General features: G+C 60.4%; 22 protein-coding genes. 9 read left to right on the forward strand and 13 right to left on the reverse strand.

What is annotated here, in order from left to right:
- Window positions 1-7 precede the first annotated feature (7 nt).
- From rlmH to IF199_RS26450, 4 genes are all read right to left on the reverse strand, one after another.
- Window positions 8-475, reverse strand: coding sequence for a 23S rRNA (pseudouridine(1915)-N(3))-methyltransferase RlmH (gene rlmH, locus IF199_RS26435; RefSeq protein ID WP_009051038.1), 468 nt, complete (start codon window positions 473-475; stop codon window positions 8-10).
- 10 nt (window positions 476-485) lie between these two features.
- The gene (rsfS, locus tag IF199_RS26440; RefSeq protein WP_008087903.1) at window positions 486-980 is read right to left on the reverse strand and encodes a ribosome silencing factor; all 495 of its coding nucleotides are present in this window, start codon (window positions 978-980) and stop codon (window positions 486-488) included.
- 70 nt (window positions 981-1,050) lie between these two features.
- On the reverse strand, window positions 1,051-1,773 hold the full coding sequence (gene nadD, locus IF199_RS26445) for a nicotinate-nucleotide adenylyltransferase (RefSeq protein WP_244142414.1): 723 nt from the start codon (window positions 1,771-1,773) through the stop codon (window positions 1,051-1,053).
- Complete coding sequence (locus IF199_RS26450) at window positions 1,742-3,013, reverse strand: glutamate-5-semialdehyde dehydrogenase (RefSeq protein ID WP_192559074.1); 1,272 nt, start codon at window positions 3,011-3,013, stop codon at window positions 1,742-1,744. The genes nadD and IF199_RS26450 overlap by 32 nt, the downstream gene beginning before the upstream one ends.
- 177 nt (window positions 3,014-3,190) lie before the next feature.
- On the opposite strand from IF199_RS26450, the gene IF199_RS26455 reads away from it, so the two are divergent.
- Both IF199_RS26455 and IF199_RS26460 read left to right on the forward strand, forming a co-directional pair.
- A complete protein-coding gene (locus IF199_RS26455; RefSeq protein WP_096820781.1) occupies window positions 3,191-3,886 on the forward strand; it encodes a DNA-3-methyladenine glycosylase in 696 nt (231 codons plus the stop codon).
- A gap of 54 nt (window positions 3,887-3,940) precedes the next feature.
- Window positions 3,941-5,257, forward strand: coding sequence for a bifunctional DedA family/phosphatase PAP2 family protein (locus IF199_RS26460; RefSeq protein ID WP_192559075.1), 1,317 nt, complete (start codon window positions 3,941-3,943; stop codon window positions 5,255-5,257).
- On the opposite strand, the gene IF199_RS26465 is transcribed toward IF199_RS26460, so the two are convergent.
- Together IF199_RS26465 and IF199_RS26470 are read right to left on the reverse strand one after the other, a co-directional pair.
- The gene (locus tag IF199_RS26465; RefSeq protein ID WP_192559076.1) at window positions 5,254-5,832 is read right to left on the reverse strand and encodes a hypothetical protein; all 579 of its coding nucleotides are present in this window, start codon (window positions 5,830-5,832) and stop codon (window positions 5,254-5,256) included. The two genes, IF199_RS26460 and IF199_RS26465, sit on opposite strands and share 4 nt — an antisense overlap.
- A gap of 55 nt (window positions 5,833-5,887) precedes the next feature.
- On the reverse strand, window positions 5,888-6,082 hold the full coding sequence (locus IF199_RS26470; RefSeq protein WP_192559077.1) for a hypothetical protein: 195 nt from the start codon (window positions 6,080-6,082) through the stop codon (window positions 5,888-5,890).
- Between the two features lie 184 nt (window positions 6,083-6,266).
- Here IF199_RS26470 and IF199_RS26475 point away from each other — a divergent pair, with 184 nt between their 5' ends.
- On the forward strand, window positions 6,267-9,713 hold the full coding sequence (locus IF199_RS26475) for a calcium-binding protein (protein WP_244142415.1): 3,447 nt from the start codon (window positions 6,267-6,269) through the stop codon (window positions 9,711-9,713).
- Between the two features lie 247 nt (window positions 9,714-9,960).
- Window positions 9,961-11,397 (forward strand): hypothetical protein, encoded by a 1,437-nt coding sequence (locus tag IF199_RS26480; protein WP_244142416.1) that lies wholly within the window; start codon window positions 9,961-9,963, stop codon window positions 11,395-11,397.
- Window positions 11,398-11,409: 12 nt separating this feature from the next.
- On the opposite strand, the gene IF199_RS26485 is transcribed toward IF199_RS26480, so the two are convergent.
- Genes IF199_RS26485 through IF199_RS26495 form a run of 3 tightly spaced genes read right to left on the reverse strand, consistent with a single transcriptional unit; the run spans window position 11,410 to window position 13,089 of the window.
- Window positions 11,410-12,000: an LON peptidase substrate-binding domain-containing protein gene (locus IF199_RS26485; RefSeq protein ID WP_192559079.1), complete on the reverse strand. Its 591-nt coding sequence runs from the start codon at window positions 11,998-12,000 to the stop codon at window positions 11,410-11,412.
- Between the two features lie 10 nt (window positions 12,001-12,010).
- Window positions 12,011-12,727 carry an LrgB family protein gene (locus IF199_RS26490; protein WP_096820777.1) on the reverse strand — a complete coding sequence of 239 codons (717 nt, stop codon included), beginning with the start codon at window positions 12,725-12,727 and terminating at the stop codon, window positions 12,011-12,013.
- Window positions 12,727-13,089, reverse strand: coding sequence for a CidA/LrgA family protein (locus IF199_RS26495; protein ID WP_007958636.1), 363 nt, complete (start codon window positions 13,087-13,089; stop codon window positions 12,727-12,729). The genes IF199_RS26490 and IF199_RS26495 overlap by 1 nt, the downstream gene beginning before the upstream one ends.
- 193 nt (window positions 13,090-13,282) lie before the next feature.
- On the opposite strand from IF199_RS26495, the gene IF199_RS26500 reads away from it, so the two are divergent.
- The 4 genes from IF199_RS26500 to IF199_RS26515 all read left to right on the forward strand — a co-directional run bounded on the left by IF199_RS26500 (window position 13,283) and on the right by IF199_RS26515 (window position 19,083).
- On the forward strand, window positions 13,283-13,738 hold the full coding sequence (locus IF199_RS26500) for a MaoC family dehydratase (RefSeq protein ID WP_007909575.1): 456 nt from the start codon (window positions 13,283-13,285) through the stop codon (window positions 13,736-13,738).
- Between the two features lie 110 nt (window positions 13,739-13,848).
- Complete coding sequence (locus IF199_RS26505) at window positions 13,849-15,576, forward strand: C13 family peptidase (protein WP_192559080.1); 1,728 nt, start codon at window positions 13,849-13,851, stop codon at window positions 15,574-15,576.
- Between the two features lie 27 nt (window positions 15,577-15,603).
- Window positions 15,604-16,245, forward strand: coding sequence for an oxidoreductase (locus IF199_RS26510; RefSeq protein WP_096820775.1), 642 nt, complete (start codon window positions 15,604-15,606; stop codon window positions 16,243-16,245).
- Window positions 16,246-16,488: 243 nt separating this feature from the next.
- Entirely contained in the window at window positions 16,489-19,083 is a 2,595-nt protein-coding gene (locus IF199_RS26515; RefSeq protein ID WP_192559081.1) for a hypothetical protein, read from the forward strand.
- 42 nt (window positions 19,084-19,125) lie between these two features.
- Here IF199_RS26515 and IF199_RS26520 read toward each other — a convergent pair whose 3' ends face one another.
- The 4 genes from IF199_RS26520 to IF199_RS26535 all read right to left on the reverse strand — a co-directional run bounded on the left by IF199_RS26520 (window position 19,126) and on the right by IF199_RS26535 (window position 23,367).
- The gene (locus IF199_RS26520) at window positions 19,126-19,410 is read right to left on the reverse strand and encodes a YceK/YidQ family lipoprotein (protein WP_039771878.1); all 285 of its coding nucleotides are present in this window, start codon (window positions 19,408-19,410) and stop codon (window positions 19,126-19,128) included.
- Window positions 19,403-20,035, reverse strand: coding sequence for a flavin prenyltransferase UbiX (gene ubiX, locus IF199_RS26525; RefSeq protein WP_192559082.1), 633 nt, complete (start codon window positions 20,033-20,035; stop codon window positions 19,403-19,405). The genes IF199_RS26520 and ubiX overlap by 8 nt, the downstream gene beginning before the upstream one ends.
- Window positions 20,032-21,381, reverse strand: coding sequence for a UDP-N-acetylmuramate:L-alanyl-gamma-D-glutamyl-meso-diaminopimelate ligase (gene mpl, locus IF199_RS26530; protein ID WP_007958628.1), 1,350 nt, complete (start codon window positions 21,379-21,381; stop codon window positions 20,032-20,034). The genes ubiX and mpl overlap by 4 nt, the downstream gene beginning before the upstream one ends.
- Before the next feature lie 69 nt (window positions 21,382-21,450).
- Window positions 21,451-23,367: a sigma-54-dependent Fis family transcriptional regulator gene (locus IF199_RS26535; RefSeq protein ID WP_192559083.1), complete on the reverse strand. Its 1,917-nt coding sequence runs from the start codon at window positions 23,365-23,367 to the stop codon at window positions 21,451-21,453.
- Between the two features lie 301 nt (window positions 23,368-23,668).
- Between IF199_RS26535 and exaC the strand changes: the two genes are divergently transcribed.
- Window positions 23,669-25,189, forward strand: coding sequence for an acetaldehyde dehydrogenase ExaC (exaC, locus tag IF199_RS26540; RefSeq protein WP_096820773.1), 1,521 nt, complete (start codon window positions 23,669-23,671; stop codon window positions 25,187-25,189).
- Window position 25,190 lies beyond the last annotated feature (1 nt).

Below are 25,190 nucleotides of genomic sequence, written 5' to 3' on the forward strand. Positions count from 1 at the left end.
GACAGGATTACTTGTGGTAAGGGTGGCCGGACAACACGGTCCAGGCACGATACAACTGCTCGCCGATGAGGATGCGCACCAGCGGGTGCGGCAGCGTCAACGGCGACAACGACCAGCGCTGATCCGCGCGGGCACAGACTTCCGGCGCCAGCCCTTCCGGGCCGCCGACCATGAAATTGACCGTGCGCGAATCCAGCCGCCAACGGTCGAGTTCGACCGCCAGTTGCTCGGTGCTCCAGGGCTTGCCGTGCACTTCGAGGGTGACGATCCGCTCGTTCTGCCCGACCTTGGCCAGCATGGCTTCGCCTTCCTGACGGATGAAGCGGGCCACGTCGGCATTCTTGCCACGGGTATTGAGCGGTATTTCCACCAGTTCCAGCGCCAGCTCGGACGGAAGACGCTTGGCGTATTCATGCCAGCCTTCTTCCACCCATTTGGGCATGCGTGAACCGACGGCGATCAGTCGCAGTCGCACAGCGCGTCCCTTACAGCTGGTCTTTGTTGAGCTTGGTGAAATGCTCGTGGGTGTTTTCCGGGCTGTGGTGCTTGGCGTCCGCCGCACGGCTTTGCTCGGCACCGGCCCACAGGCGCTCCAGGTCGTAGAACTGACGAGCCGAGGCGGTCATCATGTGCACGATCACCAGGTCCAGGTCCAGCAGCACCCAGTCGCTGTCGCCCTTGCCTTCTTCGCCCAGCGGCTTGGCGCCCTGCTTTTTCACTTCTTCGCGAACCTTGTCCAGCATCGCGTTGATCTGGCGGTTGGAAGTACCGGTGGCGATGATCATGTAGTCAGTGATGCTCTGCTTGTCGCGCACATCGATGATCTGGATGTCCTGGGCCTTGACGTCTTCCAGGGCTGCCACGGCAATCTTGACCAGTTCGTCGCCTTTCAGCGGCTCGTTGGTGTTGACCGGCTCTGGCAGCGGAGCGCTCTTGAACGTGCCTTTGCGCTTTACTTTGGTTTGGTCTTTGTCAGTCATATAAAACTCGTTTTGCTCATGTATTCGGCGTCTCGTCCCACGATGATCGTGTTACTTGAGCACGCCTTGTTCAGTTCGACGCACGATACAGACCGTGCGCATCGATGTAGGCCAGGACCGCGTCGGGCACCAGGAAACGTACCGACTTACCGCTGGCCAGCAGTTGACGGATCTGGGTGGCGGAGACCGCGAGCGGTGTCTGCCAGACGAATGCAATCTGTCCGCTCGGCCCTTTCAGGGCCAGCGGGTCGCTCACCGAACGCGCTGCCAGCAGGTTGCGCAAGGCATCCGGCGGTTCGCTGTCGGCGTCCGGGCGCTGTAGCACCAGGATGTGGCAATGCTGGAGCAACTCTTCCCAGCGGTGCCAAGTGGGCAGGCCGCAAAATGCGTCCCAGCCCAAAAGCAGAAAAACCTGGGTCTCGGCGGCCATTTCGGCACGCAGCGACTCCAGGGTATCGATGGTCCAGGACGGTTTGTCCCGCTGCAATTCGCGGGCGTCCACCACCAGCGGCGGCACTCCGGCCACCGCACATTCAACCATTGCCAGCCGATCCTGCGCCGACACCTGCGGGGTATCGCGATGCGGCGGCCGGGCGCTGGGCATCATGCGCAGCTCATCGAGGGCCAGCGCTTCGGCGACTTCCAGCGCGCCACGCAAATGACCGACATGCACCGGATCGAACGTTCCGCCCAGAACGCCAATGCGCTGGGGGCGAGACTTTCTGCCGGATTTCGGCGCTTTCAGGTCGAGGTCGGACAAGTCAGACCGTCGCCTGGCCGCGCAACTGGCCATCACCGACCACGATGTACTTCTCGCAGGTCAGTCCTTCGAGGCCAACCGGGCCACGGGCGTGCAGCTTATCAGTAGAAATGCCGATCTCGGCACCCAATCCGTATTCGAATCCATCGGCGAAGCAGGTCGGGGTGTTGATCATCACCGACGCCGAGTCGACCTGAGCCACGAACTGGCGGGTGTCGGCGAGGTTTTCGCTGACGATCGAATCGGTGTGATGGGAGCCGTAATGGTTGATATGTTCGATGGCCTGGTCCAGACCGTCGACCACACGGATCGACAGAATCGGCGCCAGATACTCGGTGCCCCAGTCTTCTTCGCTGGCCGGCACCGCATCGATGATCGTCCGGGTGCGCTCGCAACCACGCAGCTCGACGCCTTTTTCGCGGAACTGGGCAGCCATCGACGGCAGGAAATCCTTCGCAACACTTTGATCGACCAGCAAGGTCTCCATCGCGCCGCAGATGCCATAACGATAGGTCTTGGCATTGAAGGCGATGCGCTGGGCTTTCGGCAGGTCGGCGTGTTCGCTGACATAGACGTGGCAGATGCCGTCCAGGTGCTTGATCACCGGCACCCGCGCGTCACGGCTGATGCGCTCGATCAGGCCACGGCCACCACGCGGCACGATCACATCGACGTACTCGGGCATGGTGATCAACGCGCCAACGGCGGCGCGGTCGGTGGTTTCCACCACTTGCACCACGGCAGCCGGCAGCTCGGCTTCAGCCAGGCCGCGCTGGATGCAGGCGGCAATTGCACGGTTGGAATGAATCGCTTCGGAACCGCCACGCAGGATGGTCGCGTTACCGGATTTCAGGCACAGGCTCGCGGCATCGATGGTCACGTTCGGACGGGACTCGTAGATGATCCCGATCACGCCCAGCGGCACGCGCATCTTGCCGACCTGAATGCCCGACGGACGGAAGCTCATGTCGCGGATCGCACCGACCGGGTCCGGCAAGGCCGCCACCTGGCGCAGACCGACGATCATCCCGTCGATACGCGCCGGGGTCAGTTCCAGACGTTCCAGCAGTGCAGGCTCCAGACCGTTGGCGCGACCGGCGGCCAGATCCTGTTCATTGGCTGCCGCAAGCTCGGCGCGGGCGGCATCCAGGGCATTGGCGGCAGCCAGCAGGGCGCGGTTTTTCTGCGCGGTGCTGGCACGGCCGATGACCCGGGAAGCTTCGCGGGCGGCGCGACCCAATCGGGTCATGTAGTCAAGAACGGACTCAGTCATGGTCTGCTGGGGTCTTGGCAAAGAGGAAAGCGGCAGATTATAGCTGTCGCGTCCCGGGACTAACAGCGGTGACGGGCGGATGGTCGAAATGGACGGCGATTTGCCGATGTTCAGCCGTAATTAAGGCTCGGATTGTTATCATCACGACCTCTTTCGCCTGGATAAACACCGTTTGCCATGTCCAATCTGACCGTTCGTGCCCACGCCGAGCGCCTGCCGATGGGCCTTCCGGACGCTTTTTTCGACCGTGACGCCCAGACGCTTGCCCGGGATCTGCTCGGTAAAGTCATCCGTCACCGGGTCGGCGACCTGTGGCTCAGCGCCCGGATCATCGAAACCGAAGCGTATTACTGCGAAGAAAAAGGCAGCCATGCCTCCCTCGGCTACACGGAAAAGCGTAAGGCTTTGTTTCTGGATGGCGGCCACATCTATATGTACTACGCCCGTGGCGGCGATTCGTTGAACTTCAGTGCACAGGGACCCGGCAATGCGGTGCTGATCAAATCGGCCTATCCATGGGTCGATGAAATCAGCGGCCCGGCCAGTCTGGCGCAGATGCTGCTGAACAACCCCGACGCTCAGGGTCGCCCGCGACCGTCGCAAAAGCTTTGCGCCGGGCAGACCCTGCTGTGCAAGGCCCTGGGGCTGAAAGTGCCGGTGTGGGATGCCAAGCGTTTCGACCACGAGATACTGCTGGTGGAAGACACCGGCCCCGCGCCAGGCCACATCATCCAGACCACCCGCCTGGGCATCCCCCATGGGCGTGACGAGCATTTGATGTATCGCTTCGTCGATGCGGCCTACGCCCAGTGGTGCACCCGGAACCCGCTGCGCCGGGGTCAGGTCGAAGGACGCGATTATTTTCTGCTGTGAATTTCCCCTCTGCGGTACGCCGGTCAGGGACATCAATGAAATGGAGTGTGTTGTATGGGCCCATGGCTCGATAGCGTGACCGGGTGGCTGGCCGCCAATCCGCAGTGGCTGGCCGCTGCGGTGTTCCTCGTGGCCTTCGTCGAGTGCCTGGCGATTGCCGGGCTGATTGTTCCCGGCACCGTGTTGCTGTTTGCCGTGGCAGTGCTGGCCGGCAGCGGTGCGCTGTCGTTGAGCGAAACCCTGTTGCTGGGTTTCCTCGGCGGGATTCTCGGCGACGTGATTTCGTATTTCCTCGGCCGCCACTTCCATCAGAACATCCGGCGCCTGCCGGGCCTGCGCCATCATCCGGAATGGATGGCCGGCGCAGAAACCTACTTCCAGCGCTACGGTATCGCCAGCCTGCTGGTCGGACGGTTCATCGGCCCGTTGCGACCGATGCTGCCGATGGTGGCCGGGATGTGCGACATGCCCTTCCCGCGCTTCGCGGCCGTGAGTCTGCTGGCGGCGGCGGGCTGGAGCATCGCGTACCTGCTACCGGGCTGGGCCACCGGGGCGGCGATTCGTCTGCCATTGCCGGAAGGCTTCTGGCTGCAGGCCGGGATCGTCGCCGCCAGCATTGCGGTGATGGTCGGCCTGAGTGCCAACAGCAGCCTGCGCCGCCATCGTCGGGCAACAATCTGGATCAGCAGCATGAGCCTGTTGATTCTGATCGGTCTGTTCATCGGTTACCCGTACCTGACTGCGCTCGATCAGGGCGTCATGACCCTTGTACAGGAACACCGCAACGCGGTGCTCGACGAGGTCGCGGTGGTCTTTACCTTGATCGGCGAGTTCCGCAACATGCTGGTGTTCAGCATTTTGCTGACCGGCCTGTTGCTGCTGTGCCGCCAGTGGCGTCAGGCAATCTTCGCCGGCAGTACCCTGCTCGTCACCGCGCTGGCCAACACCGGGACCAAACTGTTTTTCGCCCGGGTACGCCCGGAGGTGCTGACCGACCCGTTGACCAGCTACAGCATGCCCAGCGGCCATGCGTCCGGATCGTTCGCGCTGTTCCTGACCCTGGCCGTGCTGGCCGGACGCGGGCAACCGCCAAGAATGCGACTGACCTGGCTGTTGGTCGGCTGCATTCCGGCACTGGCGATTGCCTTGTCACGGGTGTACCTGGGGGCACACTGGCCAACCGATGTGCTGGCCGGTGCAATGCTTGCCGCCTGTGTCTGCGCCGCGAGCCTGTGGCTGATTCAGCGCCGCTCCCCCCTTGAAGCGATGCCGCAGAAAGTCTGGTGGCTGGTGTTGCCGGCGCTTGTCGCTCTGTTCGGCTTCTTTGTGCTTCGACACTTGCCGCATACCTTGTTGCGCTATTCGTACTAGGCACAAGACATCAGAGCTGAAGGATTGGTCCTCAAGACGAACGACACCGACGAAGGGTTGTAGGCATTGTGCCCGGTGTCGTTCGGATTCCTGTCCAGGAAGTACGTGAGCCCCTCCTTCGTTTCATGCTGAAACAGGCGCATTTTCTTCTCGACACTGAACAGCGCTACAGAAACCGGATTGGACGGCAGGTCGCCAAACGATTTGAGCTTTCCGGCATACGTTTCGAGTTCAAAGGAACTGCCGACACTCTCTGCTGCCAGAAGATGCCGGGTACTTTGATCAAGTCGCAGTCGCCAATTAAAGTAACGCCCGGGCGTTTTGACATTGAGGGTATAACGCCCCTGATAATCCGGAACAAACTCCAACAACAGCGGTTCGGCATCATCATGATCTGCAAGCGTCAGGATTGGCGATCTGACTTCATCATTCAGAGAAATCTCGGCATTCAATCGCTGCCCCGTCGTGATCCGGGGATGTTTTAAACGCTGCTCCATGACTTGATAGTTGAGTACCAGTGGAAGCCCACCCGCGAACAGATGCCCGGTAAAGATAATATTATTTGCATCAGACATATGACAACACTCTTGTTATTAACAACCAGATCACGCACCGAATAAAACCTTACTTTCAGGCCGTCGACTTCCCCTGGCCAGAATCGTTCTTCACACGCTTGCGCTTGCGGCGCTCAAGCACCATTGAGTCTGCGTAGTAACTGGCGGCCTTGAGGACAATGTCGGTATTAAGATCAACGCCCGCATGCTTGAAAATATACTTCCCGGCAATATCATCCCAGAACGCCCATTCATCTTCATAAATCGTCATGCCATTCTCCTTGATAATGTAACTTGCTTCCTGCGAGTCGACTTCAACGCTAAATGAAAAACGCTCAGCAGACCACTTCAAACACAATACAAAAAACAACAATACAATCGGAAAAACAATAACAACTGAACACAACCAACAATCATGCCAAAGTCGCTCAACATTTCATCAATGAGCATTGATCTTGGCCAAACCTTTTAACATCAACTCTGAAACTATTCTTACAGCCCCCATAACAATTTCCGACATTAACATTCCGTCAAACTCGGCAACGGCCAAAACCGATGCACCGTCCGGTAAAGTTCCCGACCTGAACGATCTGGACAAACTGTTCGGGGCCATGCGATTTGGCGAGCTGACCGTGAGCCGCCAGACACTTCAGGCGCTGGGGGCCCGGGTCAACGGCGAGGCTATTACAGCGGCCAACACGTACTTCCCCGAGCCCGATCAGGCCTTTACCGATGGGCTGGAGTTCGATCCCGCCCAGGTTGAGCAACGGATCAAGTCCGCCGATGGCCAGGAGCGCCAACGGGTACCGGAGTTACTCTACGAAATCGCCACGCTGCGCTCCCCCGATGCAACCCCACTGCTGCGTGAAATGCCCGCAAGTGACAATGAGCAACCCATACAGAAAATCAGCAAACTTCTGATCGCCACTCAACAGCTGGATATCCACAGGAGCCCGCTGCCCGAACATCTGCCGAGTTGGGTCGACAAGGCCAAGAGTCGCGGCATGACCAGCGTGGGCGTGGGGCTACAGGCGTACGGACTGTACAGCGCCTACCAGGGTGCAATCGACGCCCTCAAGAAAGGCGAGACGGGAGAAGTGCTGATCAATGTGGGGGGGGCTCTCGCCGAGATCACCTCATTGGGCTTCGAATACGCACTGAACAAGACCGGTGAACAGATGATCCGTCAGGGCTCCATGGCCCTTGAGCAATTCGGCAAGACCACCATGGGCAAATGGCTGTGCCGGGGCGCAGGCCTGGTCGCCAGCGTGCTGACGCTGCCCTTCGACATCTACACCGCCATCAAATCCTTCAACGATGCCGCCAAGGTCCAGGGCAAGGAAGCTCAGGATCTGTATGTCACCGGCGGACTGAGCGTATTCAGCGGCGCACTGTCCATCGCCCTAGGCTGTGCAGCGCTGATGGGCTTTCAGGCAGCAGGCCCGGTGGGGATTGCGGCAGCGGCGATCATGATTGTCGGTGCCCGAATCTACGGCGCCGCGCGCATGGTCGACGATATCGACGACTACATCGAGCTGACCGTGCACGAACGCTGGCGTGCCGGCTGGTTTGCATTCACCGGGCAGGACCAGGACAAGGCGCTGATGGATCGCCACCTGATCGCCAAAACCACGAGCGATTACGCCAAAGCCTTGAAGACCCGCAGCCTCGACTGGCTCGAAAATGAGTTCAAGGAAAGTGTCGACGTGATCGTCAATGGCCGTTTCGAGGTTACGTTGCAGCCGACTCGCCTTTATCGTTTCCAATGGGATGAAAGCAAAGGCGAAACGCCCTATACCAGCGAAAATCGCCCTGTCATCAGCGACACGAATGACACCTACGATGCGAAGAAAGGGTTATCAGAGTCGGATGCCGTCATCACCAAGACGAAAAATGACCCGGAAAAAGGGGTCTTCTGGAACCTGGGCGGCGGCCATGACACGGTGCAAGGCGTTGAGGACAAGCCGAACTTCTTCAGCTATGCCAACGGCCGTAAAACCCTCGACGGCGGCAACAAGGATGACTCCTTTCTGTTTCAGTCGGCATCCGAAGCGCTGTCTGACGACCCGACCACCGTCAGTGAGCTGTCCGGCGGTGACGGAACCGACCTGCTGTGGCTTCAAGGCAAACACCGGCACGAAGACCATGGCGCTCACCCACCGCGCCATATCGGTTTTGACATCGATCTGCAAAACGGCAGGCTGGCGGTGCGTCCTGCAGACCCGGCGGCTGAACCGGTGCTGCATTCAACATTCAAGTCCATCGAAAAGATCGAGACACTGGCCGGCGCGCTCAACCGCGTGACCGGTTCCGACTACGCCGACACCATTGCCGCCAATGGCGATGACCGCGTCGATGCCGGGGCCGGCGATGACCGCATCTCCGTCCGCGGCCTTCATGGCACCGTCAATGGAGGCCGCGGCAGCGATACCTACGAAATTGCCCCGAACTGCCTCAAGGTTTCCCTCCACGAGGATGGCCAGGAACCGAGCAAGGTCTATCTGGGCGTGACGCTTGAAGCCATCCAGCGCTGGTACGTGCGCAATGACGCGCTGGTCATTGAGTCACTGCGCGACGATGACATCCAGTCGCCGATGCGGGAACTGGCGCTGGAGGCGGTGTACCGGACGGTCGATGGCAAGCGTTCTCTGCGTAACGACAAGTGGATGTTCATCACGCAGGACGGCTACCACCTGCAGCCGGCATGGCCGGTTGATACACCGGACCTGACCGACCTGGCCGTGAGTGTCACCGTCCTGACTGCCGGCGTGTCCAAGACCTCTCCGGTGCCGGTCACTGGTCGCCCTTGCAAGACTTCGAACAAACCGCACTCATACTATTTCGTCTCCCGTCAGATCCATCACACGACCCTGGTGGCAACGCCACACGAAAAGCCGACCCGAAGCACTCTTTACGTCGACCGCGACAGCACGGAAATCGACGAAGTGCGGGCCGTCTACGTCGTCAGCCAGACAAAACAGAATGCCTTCACCTTCCTCAGCTACACGAACGTCCACTTCACCCTCACGTTCCACCAGGGTGGCCTGCTCTCCTTGCACGGTGCCGTTAAAGAAAAACCGGGTCGCAAAAGCAACATGGGTGCCAGCATCATGGCCTCGGGCTGGCAAGTGGATCACCCCCTGACGCTGATCATGCGGGACGGTGTCTCCTATCACCTCGACGTCCCCCGCAATTCGTATTTCGACGATGCAAAAAAGCCGGGTTATACCGTCCTGCAAAGCCGCGCCTCATTGAGGGAGCGGGCAGGCCAGTACCTTTTCGTCCGGCCCTCTGTCGAGGAACGCATCTTGAAGTCGACTCCGCAGCGGGTCGACTTTCAGACAGCCGAGCACAACGCGACCTACTGGCTGAAAGGGCGATCCGCGCGCTATGAGCTGTTCCCCGCCAGCGCAACGTCCATCCGCCTGTCTACGACAGAAGCAGACGCCAGCGTTTCGGGTTCTTCCACCTGGGTCATTCACACACAACATTTACAGGAGCGGATCACGCACCGCGACCTCACCATCAAGGACAACCTGCTCAGGATCGGCAGCATCTGGATTCAACTGCCTGACAGCAACGATCCGCAGCTGCCACTGGAAACCATCGAAGTCGTGGTCTCCTCGGGAAACCGCTATCGGATCAATGCACTGTTCGAGGTGATCGGTCTGTGCGCCATCGATGCACGAGCCTACACATCGGTTCAGGCCATCGCCCTGGACGTTCGTGGGCATCAACTGCGTGAAGAGCTTGAGTCCGACGAAGTGTCGGTTCACAACATTCGCCTGAGCGAGACCGCTACCGACAAGATTTCATACAACGTTGTCACTAACGTCTGGAGTTCCGAATCCACTCCGTCCCGCTCGATCCCTGTCGAGCACCTGATCATCGTCAAGGAATGACACCATGCGACCTAAACCACCCTCGCTACCCACATCTCCCAAAGGCAGCACGTCCGTCGACTCGCTCACTCAACCACCACGGTTGAGACCCCATGTTCAAGATTCGCCGTTACCTCATTCGTTGACTGACCTGACAGCCCTGCATAACCGAACCCCGGGATACGCAACGCCGCCAGCAGGCACGTCCGAACGGCCAGGAATCGAGGTATCCGACCTCCCGGTCGCTACCCGTGAAACAGCGACTGGCTTGAACAGCTACCTGTTGAATCCCGGCTTGTTGCGCAACATGCAACCGGCCAACGAGGACGGCCTGCGCTATATCGTCGGACGCACATTCGTCGATGTGAAAGACAGCGGCACGGTGTACGTGGAATTCGATACGAACCTGGGTAGCTATCGGGCAATGGACTTATACAAGAAGTTGTCCCCCGGACCGGTGCTCTACAGAAATGCCGGTGAGTCAACCTGGAGCCCGGACTCACACATCCCTTTGAAACGCCCCGGGCCGCAGATCAATGACATCGATACCCGACTGCCGGCCAAACAACCGCTGACCACTCCGCTATCTGCGCATGAAGCGACCACTCAACTGTTGAATGACTCATTGCTCACGATGTACCCGCTGATGACGCTCGGCCAGCGCGTTGAGCTGCTGCGTTCCTACAACCTGTCGCCACGGCAACACATCCAGTTACACAACGATCTGATCACCGATCCGCGAGTGATGCCGGAGTGGGCCGAGCAGCATCACTTGCGCTCCCGGGACGAGAACGACTCGAGCCGCTTCGATCAACTGCACGATGAAATCGAACCGCTGCTTTTGCCCGTGAGGAACGGAACACTGCGCAGCAACCTGGTCGACTTCGACAAAAGTGTCACCCGCGAATTTCTCGATGCCTTTCTGACCCGACTCGGTTACCTGCGCAACAGCAGCGACTGCCTGTACCGCACCGATATTCCGGGCCTGTTCAGGGCCGATGAGCGCACCCCGTTCGAGTTCTACAACGACGGACGCATGCTGCCTCGCCTGAAACACCCGCGCGGCGCCACGACCGAGAAACCGATCAGTGCCACGGTCAGCCACCAACTGGTCAAGATGTATGGCGGCAGGGGCACCGACGCTCCCGATCCGGAGTACCTGCGTTACAACAGTCAGAGAAACATATATCCCGGCAGGAAACCGGGTGAATCGGACAACGATTCGGGGAACTCCGATAACGACTGGTCCGATGTTTCAGACATAGAGCTGGATTCCGAACGCAATTACGAGACGATCCGCCACGATCAGCAGTTCATCTTCTCTTACGTCATTGATACACGAAGGATGGAAGTGGTCCTCAACGAAGAGAACCACCTGCTCAATCTGGCTGCGCTGGAAAAAAGTGCCTGGTTTCCCGAAGACGAACTCGAAGCGTTGATTTCCACGTCGAAGCGGGGCATTGAATCGGAGCGTCTCTGGCTGCTGGACTCGACCTTCACCCGTGCGGCGAAGGTCGATGATGTCGCCGCTGAAGCCCAAAGCAGCTACATCGGCAGCGACATCGAGGCGCGGACCCACAGCGGCGTGGCCAATCAACGTGAATACGATGCCTTGATCGATGCGGTGGCCAGGGCAGGCAAGCCGATCCTTTCACTGCCGAGCGGCAAGGACTGGTTCGCCAACGACATCGTCTGGCCCGAATAACCTGAACGCGTCTTAAGCGAACAACTCGCCCTGCAATTCATCGAGCAGCGCCTGGATCGCATCCAGTCGCTGCTGTGGGTCGTCGAGTTGCAGCAGGTCGATCTTGTCTTCCTCGGCGAACGGCAGCAGATACGCCAACTGATTGGCCAGTGATTGCTGCCCGGCCGCTTCGATGCCCATGTTCAGCGCCTCGACCATCGGGTGCTCGGCCAGGGCCTTGAGCAGCGCCACCAGATCGGCGTCTTCATCCTGCAAGGGTTGCTCGGGTTCGTCGTCCAGCCACTCGACTTCGGCGACGATCAGTTGATCGCGCTGCACTTCGGTGCGCTGCACGATGAACCGGCGCCCGCCCTGCACCCGGATGCCCAGCAGTCCGTTGTCCTGCTGCTGGAAATCGGTGATGCGCGCTTCGCAGCCGACCATGGCGAAACCTTCGGGGGCGATGCCGACTTCGCTGCCTTCAAGGATGCACACCACGCCGAATCCGCCGCCCTGCTTCATGCAGCGACCGATCATGTCCAGGTAGCGTGCCTCGAAGATCTGCAAATCCAGGTTGCAGCCGGGAAACAGCACCGTGTTCAGCGGAAAAAGCGGCAGACTCATAGACATTTCCTTACACCACCATCGACACCGCCAACGGCAGGAACACCGCCGTGGCCACGCCCATCAGACTCATCGCCAGCGCCGCGAAGGCGCCGCACTCATCGCTTTCCTGCAACGCCACCGACGTACCGACCGCATGCGCCGTCATGCCCAGCGCCATGCCGCGCGCCTCCGGGCTGTGTACCCCGAGGCGGGTCAACAGGGCCGGACCGAAGATCGCGCCGATCACCCCGGTGATCAACACGAACACCGCGGCCAGCGCCGCGACGCCACCGATCTGCTCGGCTACCAGCATGGCGATCGGCGAGGTCACCGACTTGGGCGCCATGGTCATCAGGATCATGTGATCGGCACCGAACCACCAGCCCAGCGCCACGCCCATGCCCGTGGCGACCACCCCGCCTATCACCAGCGTAGTAAAAATCGGCCAGAACAATTGGCGGATGCGCCGCAGATTCAGATACAGCGGCACGGCCAGTGCCACGGTCGCCGGGCCCAGCAGAATGCTGAGGATCTCGGTGCTCTTGCGGTACTCGACATAAGTCAGGCCGCAACCCACCAGCACACCGATCACCAACAGCATGGAGACCAGCACCGGTTGCAGGAAAATCCAGCGGGTTTTCTCGAACGCCGCCAACACCAGTTGATAAGCCCCCAGGGTGATACCGATGCCGAACAGTGGATGGTGAATCACCGAAGCCCAGGCACCTTGCCAATCGAACAGCATCAGGATTCCTCCGAATGCGGGGCGTGACGCTTGACCAGCCGTTGCATCAGCACACCGGCGAAGGCCATGGACAGAATCAGTGAGACCACCAGCGCACCGACGATGGCCCAGAAATCGGCGGCAATGGCCGTGGCGTAAACCATCACGCCCACCGCCGGCGGCACCAGCAGCAACGGCAGATAACGCAACAGACTGCCGGCGGCGAGATTCAGCGGCTCGCCGACTTCACCGCGCACGATCAGGAACACCAGCAACAGCAAAAGGCCGATGATCGGCCCCGGCAGCACCGGCAACAGCAAATGATTGAGGGCGGTGCCGAGCAATTGAAACAGCACCAGCATGGTCAGGCCGCGTAGCAACATCCGTCATCTCCGTCCGACATCCCGCCAAGCACGGGCCGGGCATTATAAGCACGCCAGCGCTATGGATCGGCATTCGCCAAAAGCATGGTCGGTTGACCTGAGCAAATCGTCATGATGATCTACAGTGGTTCGCAGGGCGGTCAAATCCCCCACCTGAAAAACTATAAAACCGATGAACCCAAGGAGAGTCTCAATGCCCTATGTTCCAGTTGCAGAGCTCAAAGATTATGTCGGCAAGGAACTCGGACGTTCCGAATGGCTCACTATCGATCAGGAGCGCATCAACCTGTTCGCCGAAGCCACCGGGGATTATCAGTTCATCCATGTCGACCCGGTCAAAGCCGCGCAAACGCCATTTGGCAGCACCATTGCACACGGTTTCCTGTCGTTGTCGCTGATCCCCAAACTGATGGAAGACATCCTGATCCTGCCGCAAGGCGTGAAGATGGTGGTCAACTACGGCCTGGACAGCGTGCGTTTCATCCAGCCGGTCAAGGTCAATTCCAAAGTCCGGCTCAAGGTCGATCTCGGTGAAGTGACCGAGAAGAAACCTGGCCAGTGGCTGCTCAAGGCCACCGCCACCCTGGAGATCGAAGGCTCGGACAAACCGGCCTACATCGCCGAACCGCTGTCGCTCTGCTTCGTCTGAGTGCCGGGATGCGAAGCGGCTCACGCTGTTTCGCATCCACTCCCCTCTGCCGGCTGTATAAGGTCACATAGCTGCGGCATACTCGGTCGCCTAATTGCCCGGATCCCGCTATGCGCTCACTCGCTGCTCTTGCACCGCTTGCCTTGACCCTGATGCTCACCGCTTGCGGCGATGGCGAATCGCTGTTGCCCCCGGATGCGCGCCTGCCTGATGGCGGACGCTATCGCGGCGAGCTGGTCAACGGTCTGCTGCAAGGCCAGGGCCGGGTCGACTACCCGAACGGCAGTTGGTACGCGGGCGAGTTCGACAAGGGCCAGTGGCACGGTCAGGGCGAATGGCACGGCAGCAACGGCGAGGTTTATCGCGGGAATTTCCAGCAAGGCCTGTTCGACGGCCAGGGCACACTGACCACCCACGGTGGCAGCTACACCGGCGGCTTCAAGCTCGGCCGACGCGAAGGCGAAGGCACCCTCAAAGAAAACGCGATGACCTATCGCGGCGAATTCAAGGCCGACCAGTATTCCGGGCTCGGCCGCCTGGAGCTGGACGACGGCAGCTCCTATCAAGGCCAGTTCGCAAACGGCAAACCCAACGGTGAGGGCCAGCGCGGCGATGCCAGCGGCAATCAGTTCACCGGCCATTTCGTGAACGGCCAGCTCGAAGGCAACGGCACCTTCAACAGCGCCGACGGCGACATCTATGTCGGCGGCTTCAAGAACAATCAGCTACACGGCAAGGGCCGCTACGAAAACGCCGACGGCGACGTCTGGCTCGGCCAGTTCAAGGAAGGCGCGCTGACCGGCAAGGGCGAGTTGATCGGCGCCGACGGCAGCCATTACACCGGCTACTTCAATGACTGGCGCTTCAGCGGTCAGGGCCGACTGAACCTGTCCGACGGCAGTTTCTACATCGGCGGGTTCGACAGCGACAGTTATGCGGGCCGAGGCACGCTGGTGCTGACTGACGGCAGCGTGCTCAGCGGCACCTGGATCAACGGCCAGCGCGTGCGCGACGCCGACGGCAAATTGTTGCCCGATACGCTCGAACTTGGCCTGTTGGCCCAGGGCCGCCTGCTCGAGGAAGCGCTGGCCAATGTGCCAGCCTCGACCCCGGCGGTGGAGTTGTACTCCCTGACCCTCGGCGGCGACGGCAAACAGAGCGTGTTCCTGCGTGAGTCCGATTACGTGGCCAACATGCTCGCCAGCCGCTTCGGCGCCTTTGGCCAGATCCGCCTGGTCAACCATCGCGACCACCTCGGTGACCGGCCGATGGCCACCCGCGAAAATCTGCGCCGCGCGGCGTTGACCCTGGCCGAACGCAGCGGCCCGGAAGATCTGGTATTCATCTACCTGACCAGCCACGGCACCGCCGAACACGAACTGGTGCTCGACCAGCCGCGCATGGAACTGGCCGACCTGCCTGCCGACGAACTCGCCGCCGTGCTCGCACCGCTGAAGAACCGCGACAAGATCATTGTCATCTCCTCGTGCTATTCCGGTGGTTTCATTCCGGCGCTGAAGGACGAACGCACGCTGATCATGACTGCCTCGCGCGCCGACCGGGTCTCGTTCGGTTGCTCCGAGGAGGCCAACTTCACCTACTTCGGCGATGCCCTGTTTGCCCAGGCGCTGAACCAGACCGATGATCTGGAGCAAGCCTTCAAACTGGCCAAGGCCACTGTTGCCGAGCGCGAACTGGCGGACAACTTCGAAGCCTCGGAACCGCAGATCTGGGCGCCGAAAACAGTGCTGGCGCATTGGCAACTGTTGCGCAAGCAGCAAGCGAGAAAAGCGTTGCAAAGTGCTGCGTTGAACGACGGAGCGACAAAGAGCAACTAAGCTGAACAGTATCAAGGGAGAGACACTATGTACTTGACGCCTCAGCATGTCTTGCTTGCCGGAGCCACCGGGCTGACCGGTGAACACCTGCTCGACCGTTTGCTCAACGAACCGACGATCACTCGCGTCCTGGCCCCTTCACGCCGGCCGCTGGCCGAACATCCCCATCTGGAAAACCCGGTCGGCGACCCGCAGACCTTCCTGCCGCAACTGGCCGGTCGCGTCGACATCGCCTATTGCTGCCTCGGCACCACCATCAAACAGGCCGGCTCCGAAGAAGCGTTCCGCGCCGTGGATCTGGACATGGTCGTGGCGTTCGCCAAACGCGCCCGGGAAATGGGCGCACGGCACCTGATCGTGATCAGTGCCCTGGGGGCTGATCGCCGATCCTCGATTTTCTACAACAAGGTCAAAGGCGAGATGGAACACGCCTTGCGCGCGCAGGACTGGCCACAACTGACCATCTGCCGGCCTTCGTTGTTGCTGGGGGATCGCAGCGAGCCACGGCTTGGCGAGCAGCTTGCTGCACCGTTTTCGAAACTGATTCCCGGCAAATACCGCGGCATCGAAGCCTGCCAACTGGCCCGGGCCATGTGGCGGCTGGCGCTTGAGGAACAGGACGGAGTGCGAATCGTCGAGTCGGATGAATTGAGAAAGCTCGGCAAGTAAGCTCACTCGTCACAGCGGTTCAACGCGGATCCGGTCAGTCATTACCAATGACGTTCAAGATCTTGCGTTGAACTGCCTGACATCTGAAATGAACTGCATCGAATCAACCCTCGTGTCGTAACTATCTACCACGTGCCCCTTTCCTTTCATCGATAACGTGCCCTCCGGCACGCCTGCGTCTGCAGCCATTGCGTTACGAAATGGCTCAGCCCCACGTCAGGCAATCAATGAAAGGAATCCTTGATGGCACCGCAAACAAAAACGTCCAAAGGCACCAGCAAACCCCATCCCACCCTCGACAGGTCGGCACCAGAAACTCCATTGACTCCACATCAGGGCATCTCGGGAGCTATTCGATCCGCAGAAACAGTCACTACAGTCCGCCCTTCAGAGACGCCAGCGGCGCACTCTTCCAGTGACACCTTGTCTGCGATACAGATTCAAGACTTGATCAATCCGGTCGGAAACAGTCAGGGAGGCTTAGCCAGCAACGCTCGCTCGACCGAATCGATCCGCCACTATGAGCTGTCGACACAGGTGAGAAATCTACTGCCTGCCGTCAATACAGAAGGATTGCGCGTCCACAGGGGACGCATCTATGCCGAGGTTCAGTACACCACGACCACGACTGTCATGGTGGCCTGGGACGAAGGTCTCGGAACCTACCGAGCCATGCGCCCACAGGAACTGCAACCTTCGGGTCCCGTCCTGCATTTCGACGCCGAGAGCAATACCTGGCGGGTCGGCGAGCCGCAGATTGTCAGTCATACCATCGAATCAACGGTACACCGGCAGGCTGACAACGCCGGCAGTAACCCGACACAAACACCCCAACCCCACCTGCCGGGACCGGCCCTGACGCCGCCGAATACTGCAGCGACATACGTCGACACCCAACACTACGTATGGAACAACGCCGCCGCCAATCATCATGGTTATGTGGTCATGCACCGAAAAATGCGCCGGGACGACTCGGTCGGGCCGTTGCTGCATCATGCGTTCATCGACGACAACGGCTCGTTTGTCAGTGTTGAACCTTCCGCCTCGCGAATCGATCAACCCGCCGAACTACTACCAGCCTGGACAGACCGCGACCTCTGGGATCTCTACGGGATACAGGGCGCAGAAATCACCCGTTTTCGCACCGAAGCGCACAGCACCGGCAAAAAACCTCTGTGGGCGACCGTTCGGGCGCAACGGATGGAGAACGCCTACCTGTTTGACGAGCTGTACCGCTGGTCTGGTATGGACATGGAGCGCGGCATGTTCAACAGCCTCCTGAGCCATCAGAACCGTACTCCCGCCCAATGGGCAGAACACCTCGAATCCGTCACCTTGCACCGCAGCACATCCGGCCCGAAAACGCCGTTGCCAAACCTGCCGACACCCGGCTCACCGTCTCCACGTCCATCAACACCCGACATGTCCAGGACAACAGACGCCACGCTTCCCTACGGTGATCAGCGCTACTACACCTGGGATCTCGACAAATCGAATTACCATGGTTATGTCGAGATGCAGCGTAAGCCTGGCCTGGATGACAATCATGGACCGCTCACCCAACTGGCATTTCGTGAAGGTGCGAGACTGACTGTCGTCAAACCCACCAATTATCCGATCTACAAAGAGAATGTTCTGCGTCCCTTCTGGCGGGACATCGATATCTGGAACCTTTACAGGATCGAAGGGCCGGACATCGTGCGCTTTCGTCAGGACGTTGCGCTCCATCAGAAACCGCCTGGCTGGGTCAAACAACGGGAATACCCTTCCCAGCGTGAACAACTGATCGACTATCTGCGGCTGTGGACCAATCCTGACTCTCCACTCAAATCACGAGAGCAAATCCTCGCCCGATTCCAGCCCTACAATCTTTCCGTTCAGCAACTGGAGCGATTGTGCAAGGAGCTGTCGCCAACAGGTCAGTTCAAGAGTCTCATCAATGATGAGGTGCCCGTGTGGGTCAGGACCCATCAACATCGCTCGCGACTGGTAACCAACGAAAAACTCTTCGATCCGTTTCTGCCGGAAATCGATGCTGAAATCATCCAGCTGAGAAATCAGGGAGAAGGTACCAGCCTGCTGAAGGCCAGTCTGACCGAACCCTTCTTTCAAGAATTGCTGCGCCTCAGCGGCTTCAAACGCAACAAGCACAATTATCTGTACAGAACCGACATTCCCGCCGTGTTCAAAGTGGATGACCGGACACCTTTCGAAATAGCCCGGCCCGCTGCCATGGTCCCGCGCGTGGTATCGGCCGTGGGCGCCACGAGCGAGATACCCGTCAGTGCAATGTTCAGCCTCAAGACCGCCATGGATTTTGCAAATGAAACCAGGGGAGTGACAGGCAAGGAACCGTCACAGACAACCAGCGGCACTTCGACGCCCCACGCTCAGCGCATCCGGTTTTGCTACTTGCTCGACACCCGCAATGTGGAGGTCGTTGCGGGGCAGGATAATCGCGTCTACAACCCGACGCGGCTCGACCGAAGCCCCGCGGAAGGCAAAACATGGTTCCCGAGCATGAGGATGGAGGGCCATGTTTCGATGTCGTCGATCGGCTTCACGTCGAGGCGCGTCTGGCTGGTCAACTCAGGCATGACCCGTGCGGCGACAGTGGAAGATATCTATTTGCAGGCGCTGACACACGTCACCGGATCACATCAGAACCCTGCCGACGCCATCGAAGCCCGCACTCGGGCAGGAGAGTTGAACCGGGACGAATATGACGTGCTGATCGATGAGGTGGCGACAGCCGGCAAACGCGTTATCGAATTGCCGACAGGACAGGACATTTTTTCCGACGACATCGTCTTTCCGCCCGAAACGATCACGCTGTAGGGCGTTTCAAAGGCTCGACCCAGTGGGTCGAGCCTTTGATTTTCATAGTCCGCCAGTCGCCTGAAATCCCACGCCGATCACCGTCAGCAACGACAACGGCAACAACAGCGTATCGAGCAACGCACTGGCCGGCAGATCCACCCCGGGATAGCTTGGCGCCTCGGCTCCGAACCGATCCATCGCGCAACAGCCACCGTTCATGGCGTACAAGTCCAGCCGAGTGCCGGAATACACCACCGGCGCGCCGGGCTTGGCGGCATCGAGCGTGCGCGCCGTGGCACAGCCAGTCAGTTGCAATATCAGCAGGATCGCCAGCAGCTTATTCATCGCTGCTCAGGTGATGCTCGCCCCAGCGCGGCAGCATGTCCTGGGGGATGCCCAGCAGATTGAGAATCCGCGCCACCACGAAATCGATCAGGTCATCGATGGTCTGCGGCTGGTGATAAAAGCCAGGCGAGGCCGGCAGGATAGTCACGCCCATGTTCGACAACTTGAGCATGTGCTCCAGGTGAATGCTCGAATACGGCGCTTCGCGCGGTACCAGAATCAACTGGCGACGCTCTTTCAACGTTACATCTGCCGCTCGCTCGATCAGGTTGTTGCAGGCGCCTGTGGCGATGGCCGACAAGGTGCCTGTCGAGCACGGCACCACCACCATCGCCGCCGGCGCCCCGGAGCCCGAGGCCACTGGCGACATCCAGTCTTCCTTGCCATACACGCGGATCTGCCCGGCGGCGGCGCCGGTGTATTCGGTGAGGAACGCCTGCATCATTTGCGGCTTGGCCGGCAGCGACACGTCCGTCTCGGTAGCCATCACCAGTTGCGCGGCCTTGGAGATCAGGAAATGTACTTCGCGATCCTCGCGCACTAGGCAATCCAGCAGACGCAAGCCGTACTGGGCGCCGGACGCGCCGGTCATCGCCAGCGTGATGCGTTCCGGGCCGTTGCTCATTTCAGCGCCTCGGCGAGTTTGCCGTGCAGACCGCCGAAGCCGCCGTTGCTCATGATCACCACGTGGGTGCCGGGCTGGGCCTGGCTTTTCACGCGTTCGATGATGCCTTCCAGCGAATCGCTGACGATCGACGGCACGGTGCACAACGCGGCAGTGCCAGCCAGGTCCCAGCCGAGGTTGGCCGGGGCGTACCAGATCACCTGATCGGCATCGACCACGCTGTCCGGCAAGCCATCACGGTGTGCGCCGAGCTTCATCGAGTTGGAACGCGGCTCGATGATCGCGATCAGCGGTGCGTCGCCAATGCGTTTGCGCAGGCCGTCGAGGGTGGTCGCAATGGCGGTCGGGTGGTGGGCGAAGTCGTCGTAGATGGTGATGCCGCGCACTTCCGCGACTTTTTCCATCCGACGCTTGACGCTCTTGAACGCGCTCAACCCGGCGATGCCCATCGACGGCACAACACCAACGTGACGCGCTGCCGCCAGAGTAGCCAATGCGTTGGCTACGTTGTGCTGCCCCGTCAATTCCCACTCGACGACGCCTTGGGAGACGCCCTCGAACATCACTTCGAATGCCGAGCCGTCGTCCTTCAGCAACTTGACCTGCCACTGACCGCCAGCACCGGTGGTTTGCACCGGGGTCCAGCAGCCCATCTCGATCACGCGCTGCAAGGCGGGTTCGGTGGTCGGGTGGATCACCAGGCCTTCGCTCGGAATAGTCCGCACCAAGTGGTGGAACTGGCGCTCGATGGCCGGCAGATCCGGGAAAATGTCAGCGTGATCGAACTCAAGGTTGTTGAGGATCGCCGTACGTGGACGGTAGTGGACAAACTTCGAGCGTTTGTCGAAGAACGCGCTGTCGTACTCGTCGGCCTCGATCACGAAGAACGGCGTGCCACCCAGACGCGCCGACACCGAGAAATTCTGCGGAACGCCGCCGATCAGGAAGCCCGGGCTCATGCCGGCATGTTCCAGTACCCAGGCGAGCATGCTGCTGGTGGTGGTCTTGCCGTGAGTACCGGCAACCGCCAGCACCCAGCGACCTTGCAGCACATGGTCGGCCAGCCACTGCGGGCCGGAGACGTACGGCAGGCCTTTGTTCAGCACATATTCCACCGCCGGATTGCCGCGGGACATGGCGTTGCCGATCACCACCAGATCCGGCGCCGGATCAAGCTGGGCCGGGTCGTAGCCCTGAGTCAGCTGAATGCCCTGGGCTTCAAGCTGGGTGCTCATCGGCGGATAAACGTTGGCATCGGAGCCGGTCACGTGATGGCCCAGCTCTTTGGCCAGAACCGCCATCGAGCCCATGAAAGTCCCGCAGATACCCAGAATATGAATGTGCATAGTCGACCTCGTAAAACATGGCCGCAGGGTAGCCCAGGCAGGGGAAAACCGCATCCTCGTTTTCAGGGGTCAAGCGCTGCGGGCGATCCCGTGCTTGCGCAGCTTTCTATAGAGCGTATTGCGACTGACGCCCAGTTGCTGCGCCGTGTGGGTCATGTGCCAGCGCGTGTGTTCCAGCGCATTGAGCAACGCCAGCCGCTCGGCATCCTCCAGCGGCTGCCCGGATGACGCTTCATCGACTTTGACCAGCAGCGGTTGTACCTGCCGGAACATCGCCGGCAGATCATCCAGCCCGATCCGCCCCTCATCGCACAACGCCGCCAGCGTTCGCAGCACGTTGCGCAACTGCCGCACGTTGCCCGGCCAGTTGAAGCCCAGCAACGCCTGGCGCGCCGGTTCTTCGATCAGGATCGTTTCACCGCCCGCCTCTTCGGCCAGCAGGAAATCCAGCAACTGCGACTTGTCACTGCGCTCGCGCAATGGCGGTAGCGCCACTTCCAGCCCGTTGAGCCGGTAATACAAATCTTCCCGAAAACTGCCGTCGCCAACCCGTTCCAGCAAGTTACGGTGTGTGGCACTGATGATCCGCACGTTGACCGCTTCCGGCTCGCCGCCAATCGGCACCACTTGCCGGTCTTCAAGCACCCGCAACAGACGGGTCTGCAAGGCCAGCGGCATGTCGCCGATTTCATCGAGGAACAGCGTGCCGCCATCGGCCTGCTGCAACTTGCCGCGCATGCCGTCCTTGCGCGCGCCGGTGAAGCTGCCGCCGCGATAGCCGAACAGTTCGCTCTCGATCAGGCTTTCGGGAATGGCCGCGCAGTTGAGGGCGACGAACGCTTTGCCGGCGCGTTGACTGGCCTGATGCACGGCCTTGGCGAACGCTTCCTTGCCGGAGCCGGTTTCACCGTTGATCAGCAGCGGCACGTCACGCTCGAACACTCGCAAGGCCTTGCGGAAATCCGCTTGCAGCCCGGCGTCGCCCAGACAAATGCCAGCCAGGCGTGGCGCCTCGGGAGCCTGAGGTTTCGGCAAGACGATGGATGGCTTGCGCGACTCGCCACGCAGCACCGCGAACAGATGCCGTCCGTCACGAGTGCGCAACGGCCAACTGGCGCTGGCATTGGCACTCGCACGCCCCAGCAACTCATCCAGCGAACAATCGAAAAACGCCTCCACCGGTTTGCCGAGCAAACCACCGCGAATGTGTCCCAGCAGGTTCAAGGCGCTCTGATTGACCGCACTGATCCGCCCTTCCCCGTCAAACGCCAGCAGCCCTTCGCTGAACAGCCCGACGGATTCGGCCTGGAGATGAAAACGCAGCAACCATTGGTTATCGAAACAGCGCAGGAAGTAGCAGCTCTCGATCATCTTCGCCGACAAATTGACCAGCGCCATGGTGTGGAACTGGCTCTGGCGCGAGACGTCATGCCGCGCAGAGGAAACATCGAGCACCGCCAGCAGTTCACCGTGCGGGTCGAACACCGGGCTCGCCGAGCAGGTCAGGCCGGTGTGACGGCCGCGAAAGTGTTCGTCCTGGTGGATGGTCAGGGCCTGACGTTCCACCAGGCAGGTGCCGATGCCGTTGGTGCCTTCACAGGCCTCGCTCCAGTCGGAACCGAGCCAGAGCCCTGCGCGTTCGAAGATCTTGCGTTCGGCAGGAGCGGTGACGCAGTTGAGGATTACCCCACGGGCGTCGGTCAGCAGTACCGCGTGGCCGGCGCCGGAGAGTTGCTGATGCAGGCTGCTCATTTCGTTGCCGGCGATCTGCAACACCTGTTGCAACCGTTCGCGGCTTTCGAGGACACGACCGTGTTCGAGTACGGTCGGCGCCATGGTCAGGGCCGGGTCGAGGTGATAGTCCTCAAGACAACGCAGCCACGAGCGGGCGATCGACGGGTCGGCACCGGGGCCGTGCAGGTGCGGCTTGCCCTGGGTGACGGTGAGAACCTGTTGGGCATGGCGACTCAAATGGTTGTCGTGCATTTCTTATTATTCTCCCCGAGGCTCATCGGCCCATGCGTGAAGTGGTGCCCAGCATCCTCCAGCCAACCGGTCTTTGCAATGCTGGCAAGACCACCCGGTCACAGGTTGTGCCAGAAGCGGTACAAACTGTCACCCGAGCTGTACCGATACCGTCACAGACGCTTGCCACTTGTCCGACAGAAATCACGCAAGGCCTTGATTTGCCTGAGCTGCACGGCGGTGGCCCGACCTTTGCTCTACGCTTATAGCAAGCGCTCATGCGCGTTTCTCTAATAAGTACAAAGCCAAGGAGAACATCATCATGCGTTACGCTCACCCCGGTACTGAAGGCGCCAAAGTCTCGTTCAAGAGCAAGTACGGTAACTACATCGGCGGCGAGTTCGTCGCGCCTGTCAAAGGTCAGTACTTCACCAACACCTCGCCAGTGAATGGCCAGCCGATTGCCGAATTCCCGCGTTCCACTGCCGAAGACATCGACAAGGCCCTGGACGCCGCCCACGCTGCCGCCGATGCCTGGGGCTCGACCTCCGCCCAGGCCCGCTCGCTGATCCTGCTGAAAATCGCCGACCGCATCGAACAGAACCTCGAACTGCTGGCGATCACCGAAACCTGGGACAACGGCAAAGCCATCCGCGAAACCCTCAACGCCGACATCCCGCTGGCCGCCGACCACTTCCGCTATTTCGCCGGGTGCCTGCGCGCCCAGGAAGGCAGCGCCGCCGAGATCGATGGCAACACCGTCGCTTATCACATTCATGAACCGCTGGGCGTGGTCGGCCAGATCATCCCGTGGAACTTCCCGATCCTGATGGCCGCATGGAAACTCGCCCCGGCCCTGGCCGCCGGCAACTGCGTGGTGCTCAAACCTGCCGAGCAAACCCCGCTGGGCATCAGCGTGCTGCTGGAGCTGATCGGCGACCTGCTGCCGCCGGGCGTGCTCAACGTGGTGCAAGGGTTCGGCAAAGAAGCTGGCGAAGCCCTGGCCACCAGCAAGCGCATCGCCAAGATCGCCTTCACCGGCTCGACCCCGGTCGGCTCGCACATCATGAAATGCGCGGCCGAAAACATCATTCCGTCCACCGTGGAACTGGGCGGCAAGTCGCCGAACATTTTCTTCGAAGACATCATGAAAGCCGAGCCGAGCTTCATCGAAAAAGCCGCTGAAGGTCTGGTGCTGGCGTTCTTCAACCAGGGCGAAGTCTGCACCTGCCCGTCCCGTGCGCTGGTACAGGAATCGATCTACGACGAATTCATGGCCGTCGTCATGAAGAAAGTCCTGCAAATCAAACGTGGCGATCCGCTGGACACCGACACCATGGTCGGCGCCCAGGCGTCCGAGCAGCAATTCGACAAGATTCTTTCGTACCTGGAAATCGCCAAGGGCGAAGGTGCCGAACTGCTGACCGGCGGCAAGGTGGAAAAACTCGAAGGCAACCTGGCCTCCGGTTATTACATCCAGCCGACCCTGCTCAAGGGCACCAACAAGATGCGTGTGTTCCAGGAAGAAATCTTCGGCCCGGTGGTGAGCATCACCACCTTCAAGGACGAAGCCGAAGCCCTGGCAATCGCCAACGACACCGAGTTCGGCCTGGGCGCCGGCCTCTGGACCCGCGACATCAACCGCGCCTATCGCATGGGCCGCGCCATCAAGGCCGGTCGTGTGTGGACCAACTGCTACCACCTGTACCCGGCGCACGCCGCGTTCGGCGGGTACAAGAAGTCCGGCGTCGGCCGTGAAACCCACAAGATGATGCTCGACCACTACCAACAGACCAAAAACCTGCTGGTGAGCTACGACATCAATCCGCTGGGCTTCTTCTAAA

The sequence above is a fragment of the Pseudomonas allokribbensis genome (genome assembly GCF_014863605.1).
Classification (GTDB): domain Bacteria; phylum Pseudomonadota; class Gammaproteobacteria; order Pseudomonadales; family Pseudomonadaceae; genus Aquipseudomonas; species Aquipseudomonas allokribbensis.

Bases quoted from the DNA above. Each gene is read 5' to 3' on its own strand.
- ubiX (WP_192559082.1), bottom strand. From the start codon at position 20,035: ATGAGCAACGGCCCGGAACGCATCACGCTGGCGATGACCGGCGCGTCC.
- IF199_RS26520 (WP_039771878.1), bottom strand. From the start codon at position 19,410: ATGAATAAGCTGCTGGCGATCCTGCTGATATTGCAACTGACTGGCTGT.
- rsfS (WP_008087903.1), bottom strand. From the start codon at position 980: ATGACTGACAAAGACCAAACCAAAGTAAAGCGCAAAGGCACGTTCAAG.
- IF199_RS26535 (WP_192559083.1), bottom strand. From the start codon at position 23,367: ATGCACGACAACCATTTGAGTCGCCATGCCCAACAGGTTCTCACCGTC.
- IF199_RS26460 (WP_192559075.1), top strand. From the start codon at position 3,941: ATGGGCCCATGGCTCGATAGCGTGACCGGGTGGCTGGCCGCCAATCCG.
- exaC (WP_096820773.1), top strand. From the start codon at position 23,669: ATGCGTTACGCTCACCCCGGTACTGAAGGCGCCAAAGTCTCGTTCAAG.
- IF199_RS26495 (WP_007958636.1), bottom strand. From the start codon at position 13,089: ATGTTGCTACGCGGCCTGACCATGCTGGTGCTGTTTCAATTGCTCGGC.
- IF199_RS26485 (WP_192559079.1), bottom strand. From the start codon at position 12,000: ATGAGTCTGCCGCTTTTTCCGCTGAACACGGTGCTGTTTCCCGGCTGC.
- IF199_RS26465 (WP_192559076.1), bottom strand. From the start codon at position 5,832: ATGTCTGATGCAAATAATATTATCTTTACCGGGCATCTGTTCGCGGGT.
- IF199_RS26490 (WP_096820777.1), bottom strand. From the start codon at position 12,727: ATGCTGTTCGATTGGCAAGGTGCCTGGGCTTCGGTGATTCACCATCCA.
- nadD (WP_244142414.1), bottom strand. From the start codon at position 1,773: ATGGCCAGTTGCGCGGCCAGGCGACGGTCTGACTTGTCCGACCTCGAC.
- IF199_RS26505 (WP_192559080.1), top strand. From the start codon at position 13,849: ATGCGCTCACTCGCTGCTCTTGCACCGCTTGCCTTGACCCTGATGCTC.
- IF199_RS26510 (WP_096820775.1), top strand. From the start codon at position 15,604: ATGTACTTGACGCCTCAGCATGTCTTGCTTGCCGGAGCCACCGGGCTG.
- mpl (WP_007958628.1), bottom strand. From the start codon at position 21,381: ATGCACATTCATATTCTGGGTATCTGCGGGACTTTCATGGGCTCGATG.
- IF199_RS26470 (WP_192559077.1), bottom strand. From the start codon at position 6,082: ATGACGATTTATGAAGATGAATGGGCGTTCTGGGATGATATTGCCGGG.
- IF199_RS26455 (WP_096820781.1), top strand. From the start codon at position 3,191: ATGTCCAATCTGACCGTTCGTGCCCACGCCGAGCGCCTGCCGATGGGC.
- IF199_RS26500 (WP_007909575.1), top strand. From the start codon at position 13,283: ATGCCCTATGTTCCAGTTGCAGAGCTCAAAGATTATGTCGGCAAGGAA.
- IF199_RS26515 (WP_192559081.1), top strand. From the start codon at position 16,489: ATGGCACCGCAAACAAAAACGTCCAAAGGCACCAGCAAACCCCATCCC.
- IF199_RS26450 (WP_192559074.1), bottom strand. From the start codon at position 3,013: ATGACTGAGTCCGTTCTTGACTACATGACCCGATTGGGTCGCGCCGCC.